The sequence below is a fragment of the Sorangium sp. So ce302 genome, assembly GCF_051530145.1.
Lineage (GTDB): Bacteria > Myxococcota_A > Polyangia > Polyangiales > Polyangiaceae > Sorangium > Sorangium cellulosum_B.
This window is the reverse complement of record NZ_CP150326.1, coordinates 12,661,664-12,675,195: the sequence shown is the minus strand read 5'-3', so window position 1 is coordinate 12,675,195 and position 13,532 is coordinate 12,661,664. Positions and strand designations below refer to the sequence as shown.

Annotated in this window: 15 protein-coding genes; 3 read left to right on the top strand and 12 right to left on the bottom strand. The window is 72.1% G+C overall.

Translation table 11 applies throughout. The features are described 5' to 3' along the window. Positions 1-170 precede the first annotated feature (170 nt). A complete protein-coding gene (locus WME73_RS47935; protein ID WP_437913952.1) occupies positions 171-686 on the top strand; it encodes a hypothetical protein in 516 nt (171 codons plus the stop codon). Between the two features lie 214 nt (positions 687-900). Here WME73_RS47935 and WME73_RS47930 read toward each other — a convergent pair whose 3' ends face one another. The 4 genes from WME73_RS47930 to WME73_RS47915 all read right to left on the bottom strand — a co-directional run bounded on the left by WME73_RS47930 (position 901) and on the right by WME73_RS47915 (position 4,230). Continuing rightward, a complete protein-coding gene (locus WME73_RS47930; protein ID WP_437742976.1) occupies positions 901-1,212 on the bottom strand; it encodes a hypothetical protein in 312 nt (103 codons plus the stop codon). A 10-nt stretch (positions 1,213-1,222) separates the two neighbouring features. Continuing rightward, the gene (locus WME73_RS47925; protein ID WP_437742975.1) at positions 1,223-1,432 is read right to left on the bottom strand and encodes a hypothetical protein; all 210 of its coding nucleotides are present in this window, start codon (positions 1,430-1,432) and stop codon (positions 1,223-1,225) included. A 302-nt stretch (positions 1,433-1,734) separates the two neighbouring features. Then, a complete protein-coding gene (locus WME73_RS47920; protein ID WP_437742974.1) occupies positions 1,735-2,448 on the bottom strand; it encodes an HAD family hydrolase in 714 nt (237 codons plus the stop codon). A gap of 3 nt (positions 2,449-2,451) precedes the next feature. Next, positions 2,452-4,230 carry an AMP-dependent synthetase/ligase gene (locus WME73_RS47915; protein ID WP_437913951.1) on the bottom strand — a complete coding sequence of 593 codons (1,779 nt, stop codon included), beginning with the start codon at positions 4,228-4,230 and terminating at the stop codon, positions 2,452-2,454. A 355-nt stretch (positions 4,231-4,585) separates the two neighbouring features. Between WME73_RS47915 and WME73_RS47910 the strand changes: the two genes are divergently transcribed. Next, positions 4,586-6,556, top strand: a complete 1,971-nt coding sequence (locus WME73_RS47910; protein WP_437913950.1) for a serine/threonine protein kinase — start codon at positions 4,586-4,588, stop codon at positions 6,554-6,556. Between the two features lie 23 nt (positions 6,557-6,579). Here the strand turns inward: WME73_RS47910 and WME73_RS47905 are convergent, their stop codons facing one another. The 4 genes from WME73_RS47905 to WME73_RS47890 form a co-directional block, all read right to left on the bottom strand. Next, positions 6,580-7,275, bottom strand: a complete 696-nt coding sequence (locus tag WME73_RS47905; protein ID WP_437742971.1) for a hypothetical protein — start codon at positions 7,273-7,275, stop codon at positions 6,580-6,582. 117 nt (positions 7,276-7,392) lie between these two features. Continuing rightward, a complete protein-coding gene (locus WME73_RS47900) occupies positions 7,393-7,752 on the bottom strand; it encodes a YXWGXW repeat-containing protein (protein ID WP_437742970.1) in 360 nt (119 codons plus the stop codon). Further along, entirely contained in the window at positions 7,749-8,711 is a 963-nt protein-coding gene (locus WME73_RS47895) for a prepilin peptidase (protein ID WP_437748125.1), read from the bottom strand. Before WME73_RS47895 ends, WME73_RS47900 begins: the two co-directional genes overlap by 4 nt. 10 nt (positions 8,712-8,721) lie before the next feature. Further along, positions 8,722-8,997, bottom strand: a complete 276-nt coding sequence (locus WME73_RS47890) for a hypothetical protein (RefSeq protein WP_437742969.1) — start codon at positions 8,995-8,997, stop codon at positions 8,722-8,724. Between the two features lie 74 nt (positions 8,998-9,071). Here WME73_RS47890 and WME73_RS47885 point away from each other — a divergent pair, with 74 nt between their 5' ends. Continuing rightward, positions 9,072-10,358: a formylglycine-generating enzyme family protein gene (locus tag WME73_RS47885; RefSeq protein ID WP_437742968.1), complete on the top strand. Its 1,287-nt coding sequence runs from the start codon at positions 9,072-9,074 to the stop codon at positions 10,356-10,358. Positions 10,359-10,400: 42 nt separating this feature from the next. Here WME73_RS47885 and WME73_RS47880 read toward each other — a convergent pair whose 3' ends face one another. The 4 genes from WME73_RS47880 to WME73_RS47865 are packed head-to-tail and all read right to left on the bottom strand — an operon-like array spanning position 10,401 to position 13,466. Further along, a complete protein-coding gene (locus tag WME73_RS47880; protein ID WP_437742967.1) occupies positions 10,401-10,886 on the bottom strand; it encodes a YbjN domain-containing protein in 486 nt (161 codons plus the stop codon). Positions 10,887-10,940: 54 nt separating this feature from the next. Next, positions 10,941-12,131, bottom strand: a complete 1,191-nt coding sequence (locus WME73_RS47875) for a hypothetical protein (RefSeq protein WP_437742966.1) — start codon at positions 12,129-12,131, stop codon at positions 10,941-10,943. Continuing rightward, positions 12,128-13,192, bottom strand: coding sequence for an alpha/beta fold hydrolase (locus WME73_RS47870; RefSeq protein WP_437742965.1), 1,065 nt, complete (start codon positions 13,190-13,192; stop codon positions 12,128-12,130). The genes WME73_RS47875 and WME73_RS47870 overlap by 4 nt, the downstream gene beginning before the upstream one ends. 43 nt (positions 13,193-13,235) lie before the next feature. Continuing rightward, entirely contained in the window at positions 13,236-13,466 is a 231-nt protein-coding gene (locus WME73_RS47865; protein ID WP_012241296.1) for a TIGR04563 family protein, read from the bottom strand. Between the last annotated feature and the right edge of the window lie 66 nt (positions 13,467-13,532).

The following is a 13,532-nucleotide window of genomic DNA, read 5'->3' as shown; positions in this document are numbered from 1 at the left end:
GAAGGCGCCGCACCGCCCACGCGCGGAGCGGCGCCTTCCATCATTTCCCGGGATGTGCTCCAGCAGCCGAGCGACATCTGCGCAGCCGGAGCGGCACAAGCGATGCTTTTCCGAGAGCAGATGGATTGAACGAGACACCTCGCGAACCGCGGCACAGGGGCACTCGTCGAATGATGTATTACCGGACGCTCACTGCATTCTTCCCAGGTCGCACGGAAGCCGCGGGCGCACTTGGCCGCCTCCTCGCCCTGGGCGTCGCGGCCGAGGACATCAGCATGGTGCCCAGGCAGCACTCCCGTCTGGACGAGATCGAGCTCACGATCCACAGCAAGGCGTCCGAAGGGGCCGCCCTGGGCGCTGTGATCGGAGGGCTCGTCGGGGGCACGCTCGCGGCGATCATGGCAGGAGGCGCGCTGATCATTCCGCGGCTCGACGCGTTCCTGGCGGGGCCCATCGTCGCGTGCCTCGCGGGAGCGGGCGCCGCTGGCGCTGCCGGCACCCTGCTCGGCGCCGTCCTCGGCGCGCGCCTGCCCGAGTACGAGGCGCGCCGGCTCGACGACGGCAGCGCCGGCGGCGGCGCGTTGCTCTCCGTGCGGTGCTTGCCCGACGTTTCCCGCAGCGTTGAAGAGGTGCTGAGCGAGAGCGGCGGTCGCCGCATCCGCAAGACCTGCAGCCGCAGGACCTGAAGGAGGACCCTGCGCCCGGCGTGGCGTGGCCCAGCGATCTTGCGAACGAGCAACGATCGAGCCGCGATCCACGTGCGGACGCGGCCGGGACGCGCCTGTGGTGAAACCGCCAATCCGCCAAGGGCGCCTAGAAAAACCTCAACAATCTTGGCGTCCTTGGCGGTTCAAACGACCCCACCTTCAACCAAGGTACGCGCAGCAGGTGCCTGCTGGATCACGGCGACGAGCCGGGATGGCTCTGGGACCGCGTCTGCTCATCGAGGACGAGCTCGACCGCCTGGGCCAGCGCGCTCTTGACGTAGCTGCGCGTCGCGAGCGACCCGAGCCTGCTGAGCACGCGCGGCGTCAGGCCCCCGCCGAGCAGGAACCCCAGCCCAGCCGCCGCTGCGATCGCCACGTGCGGGTTGTCCCGCGCGAACGCCGAGACCGCCCGCGTGACCTCCGCCGCGTCGAGCCGGCTGAGCGCGTCGTTCACCACCTCTCGCGCGTCGCGCTCCCGTTCGACCTCGACCTCGCGTGCCGTCATGATGACCTCCTCAACTCAACCGTGTTACGACCCGCCCGATCAGGTAGCCCACGGCGGCCACCGCGAGGAGCGTGGCCACAGGGCGCTCTTGCACGAGCGAGACGAGCCGCTCGTCCGCGCGGCGGACCTCGCCGAAGAGGCGAGGGACGGCGGCGGGAATGTTCGCTCGCCGCTCCCGGCGTCCGGACTCTTGTTCGATGTCTGCATCGTTGGCGATCATCGTGAACCGGTCTCCAGCAATGCCCGAACCACCGCGCGACGTGCATCGGCTGCACGATCCGGAGACCGACCCACCGGCGCGGGGCAGCAGGACGAGGAGAGCCAGCGGAGAAGCGCGCGCGACGAGCGCGGGGCGGAGCGCCTTCCGGGACGTTCGTGCTCACGGACGGAAGGGCGAGCGCGCGACGCGCGTGTGGACCTCGCGACCTCGCGCGCGAGCGCCGCGCTTGCGGGCCGCGCTCGCCAGGTGACGGGCTCATGGAGATCGCTGGCCGCACGACGGCGCGCGGCGCAGCGCACGCGCTAGAAGCGGACGCCGAACGCCCGGAGCGCGCGGCGCAGCGTCTCCGCGCCGTCGCACACCGCCACCCGCTCGGCCTGGGACACCTCCGCAGCCCGCGTCGGGTCCCCCTTGAACCAGACGGCCCGCATCCCTGCCGCGAGGGCGCCGCCGACGTCGGCGGCGAAGGAATCGCCGACGTGGACCACCGCGGCGAGCGGCGCACCGAGGCGCTCGGCCGTCCATGCGAAGATCTCCCTGCCCGGCTTCTCGAACCCGAGCCGCCCCGAGTCCGCCACCGCCACGAAGTGCGCCGACCAGCCGAGCTCTTCGATCAGCTCCTCGAGCCGGCCCTCCGAGTTCGACAGCACCGCGACCGGCACGCCGGCCTGCCGGAGCTCGATCACGACGTCGATCATCCCCGCGATCGGCCGGCGCCAGAGGTTCTTCCGGGGCTGCTCCGTCCAGAGCCAGTCGACCGCCGCGTCGAGCGCGCTGGCCTCGACGCCGCCCGCCTCGAGCAGGCGGCGCATCATGATCTTCCACGGGTGGCCGCCGAGCCCGCGCTGGATCGCCTCGTTGTACGCGCGCCAGCCCTCGTCCACCGCCCCGTCCAGCCGCTCCCGAGGCGCGGCGATCCCCCGCTCGGCGAGGCGGGCGGAGAGCAGCCCCGTGTCGAGCTCCACCAGGGTCTGGCCGAAGTCGAAGGAGACGGCTGTAGCAGGCTCGTTGCGCATGAATTACTCGGCGTACATCGCCTCGATCTCGCGCGCAAAATTCTGGCTCACATTGCGCCGCTTGATCTTGAGCGTCGGCGTCAGCTCGCCGTCCTCGATGGTGAAGCCGCGCGGCAGGATCGAGAACTTCTTGATCGTCTCGACCTGCGCGAGCTCGCCGTTCACCTCGTCGACGGCCCGCTGCACGGCCTCCCTGATCTCGGGCGACGCGTGCGAGAGCTCGCGGCCGAGCCCGCGCTCGGCCGAGAGGCGCTTCACCGCGTCGGGGGCCAGCACGAGCAGGGCCGTGAGGAACTTGCGCCCATCGCCGACGACCACCGCCTCGGCGATGAGGTCGTGGCGCTTGAGCGCCTCCTCGATGTTCTTGGGCGAGATGTTCTTTCCGCCGGCCGTGATGAGGATCTCCTTCTTCCGCCCGGTGATGTGGAGGAACCCTTCCTCGTCGAATCGGCCGAGATCCCCCGAATGGAGCCAGCCGTCGACCAGGGCCTGCGCGGTCGCCTCGGGATCCTTGTAGTAGCCGAGGAACACGGTCGGCCCCTTCACGAGGATCTCGCCGTCGTCCGCGATCTTCACGTCCATGCCTGGCACCGACGGCCCCACGGAGCCGAGCTTCGTCCTGCCCGGCAGGTTGTAGCTCGTCGCGCCGGTCACCTCGGACTGGCCGTAGACCTCGGTGATCAGGATGTCGAGCGACGCGAAGAAATCGAGGACCTCCTTCGCGATGGGGGCCGCGCCGCTGCTGAACGCGTGCGCCCGGCCGAGCCCCAAGGCCGCCTTCACCTTCGCGTAGACCAGCGTGTCGAAGGCGCGGTGCTGCAGCGCGAGCAGCGGCCCCGGCTGCTCGCCTCGGGCGCGGAGCTCGCTGTGCTGGAGCCCGACGCGCCTCGCCTGATCGAGCATGATTTTCTGCAACCCCCTCGCGCCGGAGAGCTTCGCGTCGATCCCGTCCCTCAGCTTCTCCCAGACGCGCGGGACCCCGAAGAAGGCGGTAGGCCGCACCTCCTTGAGGTTGTCGGCGAGCGCCGCCATCGACTCGGCGAAGTACACGGCCGCGCCGACCGAGGCCGGGATGTGGATCGTGAACATCTGCTCGGCGACGTGCGAAAGAGGCAGGTAGGAGAGCGCGATGTCCCGGGACGAGCACGGGATGAGGCGCGCCGCCATGTCCGCCGAGCGCGTGAGGTTCTCATGGCTCAGCATGACCCCCTTCGGCGGCCCCACCGTCCCGGAGGTGTAGAGCAGCGTCGCGAGGCCGTTCGGCTCGAGCGCGTCGAGCCGCTGCTCGAGCAGCGCGTCCGAGACGCGGTCGCCCCGCGCGAGGAACTCATCCCAGGCCAGGATCCGCGGATCGCCCGCGGGCTCCGCGCCCCGCATCAGCACCACCCACGAGAGCCGCGGCAGCCGATCCCACTGGCTCAGCACCTTCTCCAGCTGGGCCCTGTCCTCGACCAGCACCACCTGCGACCCCGCATGGCGCACGACGTGGCGCACCTCCTCGGGCGAGCACGTCGTGTAGATGCCCGCGGGAGCGCCTCCGATCGCCATGCAAGCCACGTGGAGCACCACCCACTCGGGCCGGTTGAAGCCGAGGAGGCTGACCGTGGCGCCGGGCTCGAGGCCGAGCGCGAGGAGCGCCTTGCCGGCGCGCCGCGCCTCGCCCGCGTACTCCCGGAAGCTGGTCATCCTCCAGAAGCCCCCCTCCTTGACGTAGTGGGCAGGAGCCTCGGGACGCGCCTTCGCCTGGCCTAGCAGGCGCCGCGGTATCGAGTCACAGGGCATCGGGCTACCTCGTTCAGGGGCAAACGTGCGCAATCACAGGCGAATTTTCCTGCACCCGCCCGGGGTCCGGGACCGCCTGGGGGCGTGGCGTCCCGCACAGTAGCAGCAGACGCCGCGGCGTTCTGAGCGTGAAACGTTCCCGCCGGGCGCTTCTGTCCGGCGGCGCTCCGAGCGCACGCTCGGCGGATCGCGCGCTGGAGCAGGCCGAGCGCGCGGCGGTCCTCGCTGCGGTTACGGGCGGGACGCCGGCTCGCCGTCACGGGCGAGCCGCTCGTCCTCCGCCCGCTGCCGCGCAAACGCTGGCCCGCGCTGTCGTCAGCTTGACTGCACGTCTTTGGATCAGGACCATTCGGCGGTGGGCGAGCGCAAAGGGACGATCGAGGAGGCTGACTGGGCGGCGGACTCCGCCCGCAGCAACGAGCTCGCCGCCTCGGGCCCGCCGGAGCGCGTGCGGGCAGCGATCGACGGCGGGACCCTGGTCTCCAGGCAGGGGCTCGTCCCCGCGCCCGAGCCCCCGCCCACCGTCCAGGTGCGGCGCCCGGATCGCGACGCCACGACCACGGTCGGCCGGGACGCGCCGCCGGACGCGCAGGCGTCGCCCTCGGATCGGCACGCGCGGAGCTTCGGAAAATACCGGTTCATCGCGACGCTCGGGCACGGGGGCATGGCGGACGTGCACCTGGCGGTCGCGGTGGGGCCGGCGGGCTTCAGCAAGCTGCAGGTCATCAAGCGCCTCCGGCCCAACATCGCCGACGAGCCCGAGTTCCGGGACATGCTGCTCGACGAGGCCCGCCTCGCCGCCCGCCTGAACCACCGCAACGTGGTGCAGACCAACGAGGTCGGCCTCGCGGACGGCGAGTACTTCATCGCCATGGAGTACCTCGACGGGCAGCCGCTGAGCCGGGTGATCTCCCGCGCGCGAGAGCAAGCCCGGGCGATCCCGTTCGCCATCCAGTTCTGGATCCTCAGCGAGGTGCTGGCCGGCCTCCACTACGCCCACGAGCTCGTCGACTACGACGGGACGCCGCTCAACGTCGTTCACCGCGACATCAGCCCCCACAACATCTTCGTCACCTACGACGGGCAGGTGAAGATCGTCGACTTCGGGATCGCGCTCGCCGCGCACCGCCTCGTCGAGACGCAGACCGGCACGATGAAGGGCAAGGTCGCGTACATGGCGCCGGAGCAGGCGTTCTCGCACTCTTCCCAGATCGATCGGCGCGCGGACGTCTTCTCGGCCGGCGTCATCCTCTGGGAGATGCTCGCCGGCCGCCGCCTCTGGCGTGGGCTGTCGGATCCGCAGATCATCTCGCGCCTGATGCGGGACATCCCGGACCTGCGGTCCGCGCGCCCCGAGGTGCCCGTCGAGCTCGCGCGCATCTGCGCCAAGGCGCTCGCGCACTCGCCCGACCAGCGCTATTCGACGGCCGCCGCCTTTCGCGCGGAGCTCGCTCGCTACACGGAACGCCTGGAAGAGCAGGTGACAGCCGAGCAGCTCGGCGCGCTCATGCGCGAGCTGTTCACCGGCGAGCGGTCCGAGATCCGGGCGATCATCGATCGCCAGCTCAAGCAGCTGCAGGAGCACGGCGCGGAGGCGGGGAGCGCGGGGCTCGCCGGCCGCGCGCCGAGGCTGCCGTCGCTGCCAGGGCGCGAGCCGCTCGACTCGGATCCTCCCGCGCAGGAGGAGGGCGCGACCACGGGCTCGTCGCCGTCGGCGCCCACGCGCGCCCTCCACCGCTCGAGCCCCCCGCAGGCGACGCTCCACGCCGTCGTGCGGACCGAGCCGGCCACGGCCGTTCAGCCCGCGCCGGCGCCGCGGCGCTCCCGGTTGCCGCTCGTCGCGTTCGCAGCGGTCATCGCGCTGGTCGGCGCCGCGACGCTGTACCTGAAGCTGCGCGATCCGGTCCAGCAGAGCCTCCGCGTGGCCCCGCCGCCGGCCCAGAGCGCGCTGCCCGCGCCGGAGCCCTCCCCGCCATCCGCCGCGAGCAGCGCTCCACGCGAGCAGACCGACGCGTCGCTCCTCCGCGCATCGATCAAGGCGAGCCCCGCCAGCGCGAAGATCTTCGTCGACGGGGTGGAGCTCCCCTCGAACCCGTTCGACGGCAAGCTCATCAAGGACGGCGCGGCGCACCGGATCGAGGTCTCCGCGCCAGGCCACGCCGCGCAACGACGGATGCTCGTGTTCGATCGGGACATCGAGCTCGAGGTGACGCTCTCCCACGCGCAGCGAGGGCCGGCCCCCGCGGCCACGGCGACCCCGAAGATCGTCAAGCCCCCCGCCGAGGCGGATCCCACCGTCCCGCCGCCGAAGCCCGATCCCTACTGACGCGCGGGGCCCGCGGGCGGCCGTTACAGATCCTGGTAACCGATCGGCGGCTCGACGAGCTTCGCCGCCTTGGCGACGCCGCGGAACACGTAGTCGGAATAGCTGTAAGGCCCGTCCGACCACACGAGGAAATCGTCCGCGAGCACCCCGTTGGGCGCTCCCTCGCAGAGCTCCGGCGCCGCCACGACGGGCCCTTCGTTGTAGATCGGCGCCGACGCGTTGACCGCCTCCTCGGCCTCTTCCATGGCGGCCAGCGCGCCGGCGTGCCGGTCGGCGTCGAGCTCGTCGACGGGGTAGAGCTCCCAGTCGAGCATCACGAGCTCCGGGTGCGGGGGCTCGTTCGGGGCCGACGCGAAGGGGGCGTGCGTGGCCTCGGGGAGGCCCGTCCGCGCGAGCGCCTCGATCAGGCGGCTCCGGTAGCGCAGCGCCGCGTCATCCGGGGTCCAGAACGCCGTGAGGGCCGCGATCACGTCCTCGGTCTTCGCCTCGCGCCACAGCGAAGGGTCGCGCGAGCCGAGATCGAGCGCGCGCTCCTTCCGGAGGCGCGCCTGGAAGGCCGACGCGTGCGGCGCGAACTCCGGCAGCTCGGCCAGGGCGTGATCGACGGACCAGTGGAGCCGATGATCGACCTCGCGCACGTACCGGTGCTTGCCGAGGGCGCGGAGGAGTCGGGCGATTTCGTCGGGTGTGCGCGCTGCGAACGACCAGGCAAGCATCATGGGGCAAGGCTCATCGATCCGTGCAGGGGATGGCACGCCGAGCTGGCTCGCCGATGCCGATCGGGCGGCGGGCACCTCGGCACGGGGTGAATTCCCATCGCTCGGACGCGGTGTCGATCACTTCTTGCCGGGGAGGTGCCACACGCCGGCGAACCACACCAGGGATCCGTCTGCGCGGCGCACGGTGGTGGCAGGCGCGAAGTACGCGCCCGGCGGGACGGGCTCCCATCGTCCCTGCTGCCACGCCCAGCGGCGGCTCCGCCACTGCCACTCGCCGTCGATCCACACGTCGCCCGGCCGCTCGGACGGCGAGATGATCTCGACCCGCGCAGGCGGCGGAGGGTACGGCACGACCACCGTCGCCTCGCTCGGCAGGTGCGGGCCGGTCGGAGGCAGCGGGAGCGAGCTACCGCAGCCCGCGAGCACGAGGAGCGACGCGAGCGAGATCCCGAGCGCGCGGCGCAGAGCGGCGTTCATCCTGCGTCGATCCAGGAGAGGTACGCGTCCAGGACGTCGCGGCCGACGAGCAGGCACTCCAGCGTCGCGAGCGCGAGGAACGGGCCGAACGCGATGCGGGCCTGGCCGAACCCTTCGCGAGGCTCCTCCGCGAGCGGATCTTGCGCAAGCTCTTCCTCGGCGGCGGCCCGCTCCTCGGGGGACATGGCCGCGAGCTCGACGCGGATCTGCTCCCGCTCGAGGCGCACCGCCTCGGGCTCCTCGATGCTCCCGCGCAGGAGCAGCATGGCGATCGCCATGATCGATCCCTGGATGGCGCCGGCGCCGAGCACGAACAGGGCGCCCCCCCAGCCGAACCACGCGCCCGCCAGCATGAGGAGCTTGGCGTCGCCGAGGCCCATGCCGACGCGGCCGCCGCGGATCCGCGGGTAGATCACGACGAACGGGAGCCAGACGATGCCGAAGCCGACCGCCGCGCCGACGAGGGCGTCGACGAAGCCCATCGACCGCAGCGACGCGGTCGCGACGCCGAGCACCGCGCCGCCGATGGTGATCGAGTCGGGGATGAACATGTGCTCGAGGTCGATGAACGTCGCCGCGAGCAGCCCGAGCGCGAGCGCCAGGTCGGCGGTGTACGTGGCGAGCGCGTGGAGGGCCGGCGTCGTCCCGGGGAGCCGGAGGAGGATGACCTCGATGATCGCGAGCGAGAGCAAACCGCCCGCCGCCTCCACCAGGGGATACCGAGGTGACACGGGCGCACCGCAGCAGCGAGCGCGGCCGCGCAGCAGCAGGTAGCTGAGGACGGGGATGTTGTCGTAGGCGCGGATCGGCGCGCCGCACGCCGGGCAGCACGAGCCCGGACGGACGACGCTGAGCTCGCGCGGGACGCGATGGATGACGACGTTGAGGAAGCTGCCCCAGAGCAGGCCGAAGCAGAGCCCGAAGGCGCGCAGGAACCACGGAGAGAAATCGGCGAGCATCACCTGGGGCTCACGTCCTCGGGCTCGACGCGGCGAGCCGGAGCATCATCGTGAGCGCCTGCTCGAGCTCCGCGATCGTGGGTTGCACGGGGTTCTCGGCGAGCGCCGCCTTGAGGTCGACGAGGCGGCCGCCGAGCTCCTGGTAGTGACGGCGCACACCCTCGGTCGGCGCCTCGGCGACCCACCGCCTCACGACCTCGCGCAGCTCGTCGAGATCGCTGCCAGCGAGGAGCTGCGCCATCTGCGAGGCCATCGGATCCGGTGCGCCGCTCACGCCCTGCCCCATCCCGGCCAGCATAGCGCGGGCACTTTGACGGGCGAGGGGTCCTGCGACATAAGGCGAGGCGCTCACGAGGAACCGTGCCGACGAGGACGCCTGCCGTTGCCCTGATCCTGCTGGCCGCCGGCATCGCCGGAGGGGCCGGCTGCAGCCGCGCCGAGCAGCGAGAGCCCGGGGAGAAGCGCGCGGACGGAGGCGCCCCCCAGGCGCCCGCGCCCCAGGGGAAGGTGCTCGAGGCGGCCGAGAACGAGTCGCCCGCCGCGAGCGCGACGCCGCGGGCCGGCGCCGCGGCGGCCGGGCCCGCGCGGATCGAGATCCCTGCTGGAAAGCTCGTCGCGGGCAGCACGCCCGGGGACAAGGGGCGCGATCCGACGCTCGAGCCGGCGTTGCTCGACGTCGAGCTGGGCGGCTTCACCGTCGATCGCGCCCTGTACCCGAACGATCCTGCGCAGGCTCCGCTCACCGGGGTGACGCGGGCGCGCGCCTCGGAGCTCTGCCAGCAGGCCGGCGGGAGGCTGTGCACCGAGCTCGAGTGGGAGCGCGCATGCAAGGGCCCCGAGGGGACGCCCTACGCGGGCGGCGCGGCGTGGGACCCGGCGTGCGCCAAGGCGCCCGCGTCGTGCGCATCCGGGTTCGGCGTCGTCGGGATGGGCGCTGCGCTGCGCGAGTGGACCGCGAGCGACATCGCGCCGATCGAGAACCTCCAGCCCAAGGCCGCCGCCGTGCGCGGGGCCACGGCGAGCGCGAGCGCCGTGGATCACCGGTGCGCGCGCCGCGCGGCGGTCGATCCGGCGGTGACGGGCGACGACATCGGCTTCCGGTGCTGCCACGGGGCGCCGAACGCGGCGTCGATCCCGTCGCCGCAGTGGCAGCAGACTTTCCGGCGCGCGGAGATCGGGCCGCAGCAGGTCGCAGAGCTGCTCGCGTCGGTGCCGCAGCTGCGCGACCTCGGCGGGCAGATCTCCTTCTTCAAGGAGCCCGACGACGCGAACGCCGTGCTCAGCCGGGGCCGGACGCGGCTCTCGCCGAGCGGCGCTCCGGCGAGCCAGCCCGAGGCGGGCCCGCCCCCGAACACCACGCTCACGACGTCTCCGCTGCTCTGGAACCCGGTCCCGGGCGAGGAGGTGCTCGTCGTGACGGGAAAGGCCGACGACGACGCGTTCATCGTCGCGTTCCTGAAGCTCCCTGGAGACCGCTACCGCATCGCGTCGTCGCTGCTGCTCAAGGACGATCCGGGGCCGCTCGCGCTCGGGTTCAACGGCTACGTGCGGCGACGGCTCGCGTGGGCGACCTGCTGGGACTGCCGCGGCGAGTCCGGCAACATCACCTACCGGGACGACAACCGCGTGGTGATCACGCAGAAGTGACCCCGCCGCGGCGCGGACCGGACATCGACGCGCCCCGGCGCCTCAGGTGTCGGCGCCAAGCAGGGTGTGCTGGTAGGTCGTGCCGTATTCGATGATCCGCTCGACCGCGTCGACGAACTCCGAGCGGTCGAGCGACTCGGTGGGCAGCTCGGCGCACAGCAGGATCTCGTTCCGATCATCGAGGGCGAACTTGGCGACGCGCATGTCGCGGTTGGCCTCGAGCAGATGACGGAGCAAGCCGAGCACCTGGCCGGTGTCCTCGGCCAGGGTCGGCATCGCAGCGCCGCCCTGGGCGTCGCATCGCGCGTCGAGCAGATCGAGCACGCCGAACATCGAGAGCACGACCCAGTTCTCGGTGCACTGGACGTAGAACGGAGGGAGCTCGACGACCCCTTCCTCGCGCGGACGGATGCGCAGGGTCGACGGCTTCGTCAGCTCGGCGCTGTAGCCGATCTCGTCCGTCCAGCGCTGCAGGGTCTCCACGTCGATCACGGGTGACGTGATCGCCCTGCCGCCGCCGGAGATCAAGATGCGGCGCGCTGGAAGCCCCCTCGCAGGGGCAAGCGACGGAGGCGAGGGGCGCTAGAGGCTGAGGACGGCGTCCTCTCCCCGGTCGGCGAGCTTCGCCGCGATCAGGCTGAGCAGCGCTTGCCTCCGCTCCTCGAGCTCGACGAGCGCGCGCGGCGGCACCAGCTCCTCCTCGATGCCGCCGGGGCGCAGCGCCGCGGCGGCCTCCTCGGGGCCGAAGCGCGCGAGCGCATCGCGGAGGGCCCGGGGGAACCGCACCGCTTCCACGAGGCGCTCGAGCTGCCGATCGAGCTCGTGCGCCTTCACGTGCAGCGGGAAGGCGCTCGCGTTGGCCTCCAGGCTGAGCGCTCCCGCGTGCACGTCGATGACGATCTCCTTCCGGAGCCCGTTGCCCGCCAGGTAATCGAGCACCAGCACCTCCAGGTAGTCGCGGAGGATGACCGCGCGCTCGCCGCGGACAGGCGACGGCGACCGAGCCCAGCGCGCCCACACGTCGAGCTCGGGCGCGTCGTCGAAGCGTACGGGCCGCCGGCGAGGCGAGAGCCAGCGCGGGCCGGGCGGACCGGGAGCGGGCGCGAGGACCAGCGCGTCGACCGTCCCGTCGTTCATGACGGCGAGGCGACGCAGCAGCTTGCGTGCGTTCGGCTCTCGGCCGAGGAGCGCCGCGAGCTCGCCGATGCCGATGCGTCGCGCCGCTGCCGCGGGCACGACATGCGCGCCGAGCGCCCTCGCCATGCGGTAGAACGCGAGCGGGCGCCGGAACGCGAGCGGGGCCTTCTTCTGCGCCGGCGCGAGCTTCACCTTCACCTCGCGCGGGGCTGCTCCTTCCGCGGGTGCGGCCAGCGAGAGCGTCGCCTCGAACCGGCCGTCGGCCACCTTGCCCGTGAGCCGCAGCGCGCGCAGGGGAGAGCGCTGGAGGGCGCGCGCGACGCGCGCTTCCCCCGCGGCCCAGGCGCTCGACGCGGGAGGCGAGCGCTGCTCGGCCGGCGAGCGCGCATCGGCTGGCGGGCGCGCATCGGCCGGCGAGCGCGCCGTGGGCGCGCCGATCGCAGGCGCGCTCTCCTCATCGACGAGCGCAGCGATCGCGCCGACGGACCCGTCGCTGCGCTCGGACGACGGTCGCGCGCACGAGACCGCGAGCAGCGCCGCCGCGACGAGCATGCGCGGCGCCCCCACGCCGCCGAGGCGCCGCAGCGGTCCGCGCGCCGATCCGGGGGCGCGCAGGTAGCGCGCGCACCGGCTCATCCGTCCTTCGCGAGCCCGCGCGGATGGTCCGGCGAGGACCCGCCCTCGGCTAGACGCTGCGACGACGCCTCCTCGGCCAGCGACCGCGAGCGCCCGTCATCCGTCGCAGCCTGCGAGCCTGACGCCCGCGCGCTCGCCCCGAGCGACGCGCCGCCGATGACGCGCTCCAGGAGGAACTGCTCCACGCGCTCGATGACCATCTTCTTGCGCTCCAGCGGGACGACGTGCGTGCCGCCGTTCACCATCATCAGCTCTCCGCGCGGCAGCGCCGCCGCCATCTCCTCTGCGAGCCGAGGCGGGGTGAACGTGTCGCGATCGCCCGCGATCACGAGCGCGGGCACGTCGATCTGCGGGAGAAGATCGAGCGTCGAGTGCTCGCCGGCGCTGCGCAGCATGTGGAGGAACATCGAGAAATCGATGTCGACCATGTGCCGCATGTACGGCAGCAGATCCGCCGGCGTGACCGCGCTCGCGTCGACCTCCCGCGTGAGCAGCGCGATCCGCAGCGCCATCGGCGCGGGCACGCGGCTCCAGATCGCGCGCGCGATGTGCGGGTACGCGTCGACCTGCTCGATCAGCCGCGGCAGGAGCTGCGCGAGCACGTCCGTGCCCTTGAAATGGTGCGTGATCCTGCCGGACGAGCCGCAGATCAGCACGAGCCCGCGCACCCCCTCGCGGTGGGTCCGCAGGTGCTCCAGGACGACCTGGCAGCCCATCGAGTGCCCGAAGAGCACGACGGGGCCGTCGCCGATCGACGCGCGCACCGCAGCCAGATCGCTGGCGTGATCGCGCAGCTCGACCGCCTGCGGATCACCAGGCAAGCTGCTGCGACCGTGGCCGCGATAGTTCCAGTGGGCGACGTTGACCGTACGGGCCAGGTCGTCCCAGAGGTACTTCCAGATGAAGCCGTCGCACGCGATGCCGTCACAGAGCACCGCGGTGAGGCGTCCCGAGCCCGCCCCGACCCCGCTGGCCAAGCTTCCGCTGCCGCCGGGACCTTCCCGGTAGCGGACGTAAATCCGCGTACCGTCCTTCCCGGCGGCGAAAAGCTCTCGACCCATCGATCCCCGAGCGACGCGGCTTTACGCGAGGCTCGCGGCGATGTTAGTCGCCGCTGTCCTCGTCGTCAGCCACGTCATTGACACTCGGAAGCTTTTTGATGTCTATCCGCGCCAGCTTCCACGCGCGCTGCACAACCCAAGAAAGCGAGCGATCGAGCCGCGCCGCTTCCTCCTTGATTTCCTGCAGCATCGACTCCGGAAAGTAGAGGCTCTGCTTCCGCTTGTCCGTCTTCGAGGCTTCGTTGTTTTTCGCCAGCGTGTCCTTGTCGGTCATACGCTCTTGGGGCTCCTCCCGATCCGCCACAGAAGAGCACCTTAGCGTACGGTGCACTTCCGTGGA

Coding starts and splice junctions, on each gene's coding strand:
- WME73_RS47905 (WP_437742971.1), bottom strand. CDS start 7,275: ATGATGCTTGCCTGGTCGTTCGCAGCGCGCACACCCGACGAAATCGCC.
- WME73_RS47875 (WP_437742966.1), bottom strand. CDS start 12,131: ATGAGCCGGTGCGCGCGCTACCTGCGCGCCCCCGGATCGGCGCGCGGA.
- WME73_RS47870 (WP_437742965.1), bottom strand. CDS start 13,192: ATGGGTCGAGAGCTTTTCGCCGCCGGGAAGGACGGTACGCGGATTTAC.
- WME73_RS47915 (WP_437913951.1), bottom strand. CDS start 4,230: ATGCCCTGTGACTCGATACCGCGGCGCCTGCTAGGCCAGGCGAAGGCG.
- WME73_RS47895 (WP_437748125.1), bottom strand. CDS start 8,711: ATGCTCGCCGATTTCTCTCCGTGGTTCCTGCGCGCCTTCGGGCTCTGC.
- WME73_RS47935 (WP_437913952.1), top strand. CDS start 171: ATGATGTATTACCGGACGCTCACTGCATTCTTCCCAGGTCGCACGGAA.
- WME73_RS47890 (WP_437742969.1), bottom strand. CDS start 8,997: ATGGGGCAGGGCGTGAGCGGCGCACCGGATCCGATGGCCTCGCAGATG.
- WME73_RS47920 (WP_437742974.1), bottom strand. CDS start 2,448: ATGCGCAACGAGCCTGCTACAGCCGTCTCCTTCGACTTCGGCCAGACC.
- WME73_RS47930 (WP_437742976.1), bottom strand. CDS start 1,212: ATGACGGCACGCGAGGTCGAGGTCGAACGGGAGCGCGACGCGCGAGAG.
- WME73_RS47900 (WP_437742970.1), bottom strand. CDS start 7,752: ATGAACGCCGCTCTGCGCCGCGCGCTCGGGATCTCGCTCGCGTCGCTC.
- WME73_RS47925 (WP_437742975.1), bottom strand. CDS start 1,432: ATGATCGCCAACGATGCAGACATCGAACAAGAGTCCGGACGCCGGGAG.
- WME73_RS47865 (WP_012241296.1), bottom strand. CDS start 13,466: ATGACCGACAAGGACACGCTGGCGAAAAACAACGAAGCCTCGAAGACG.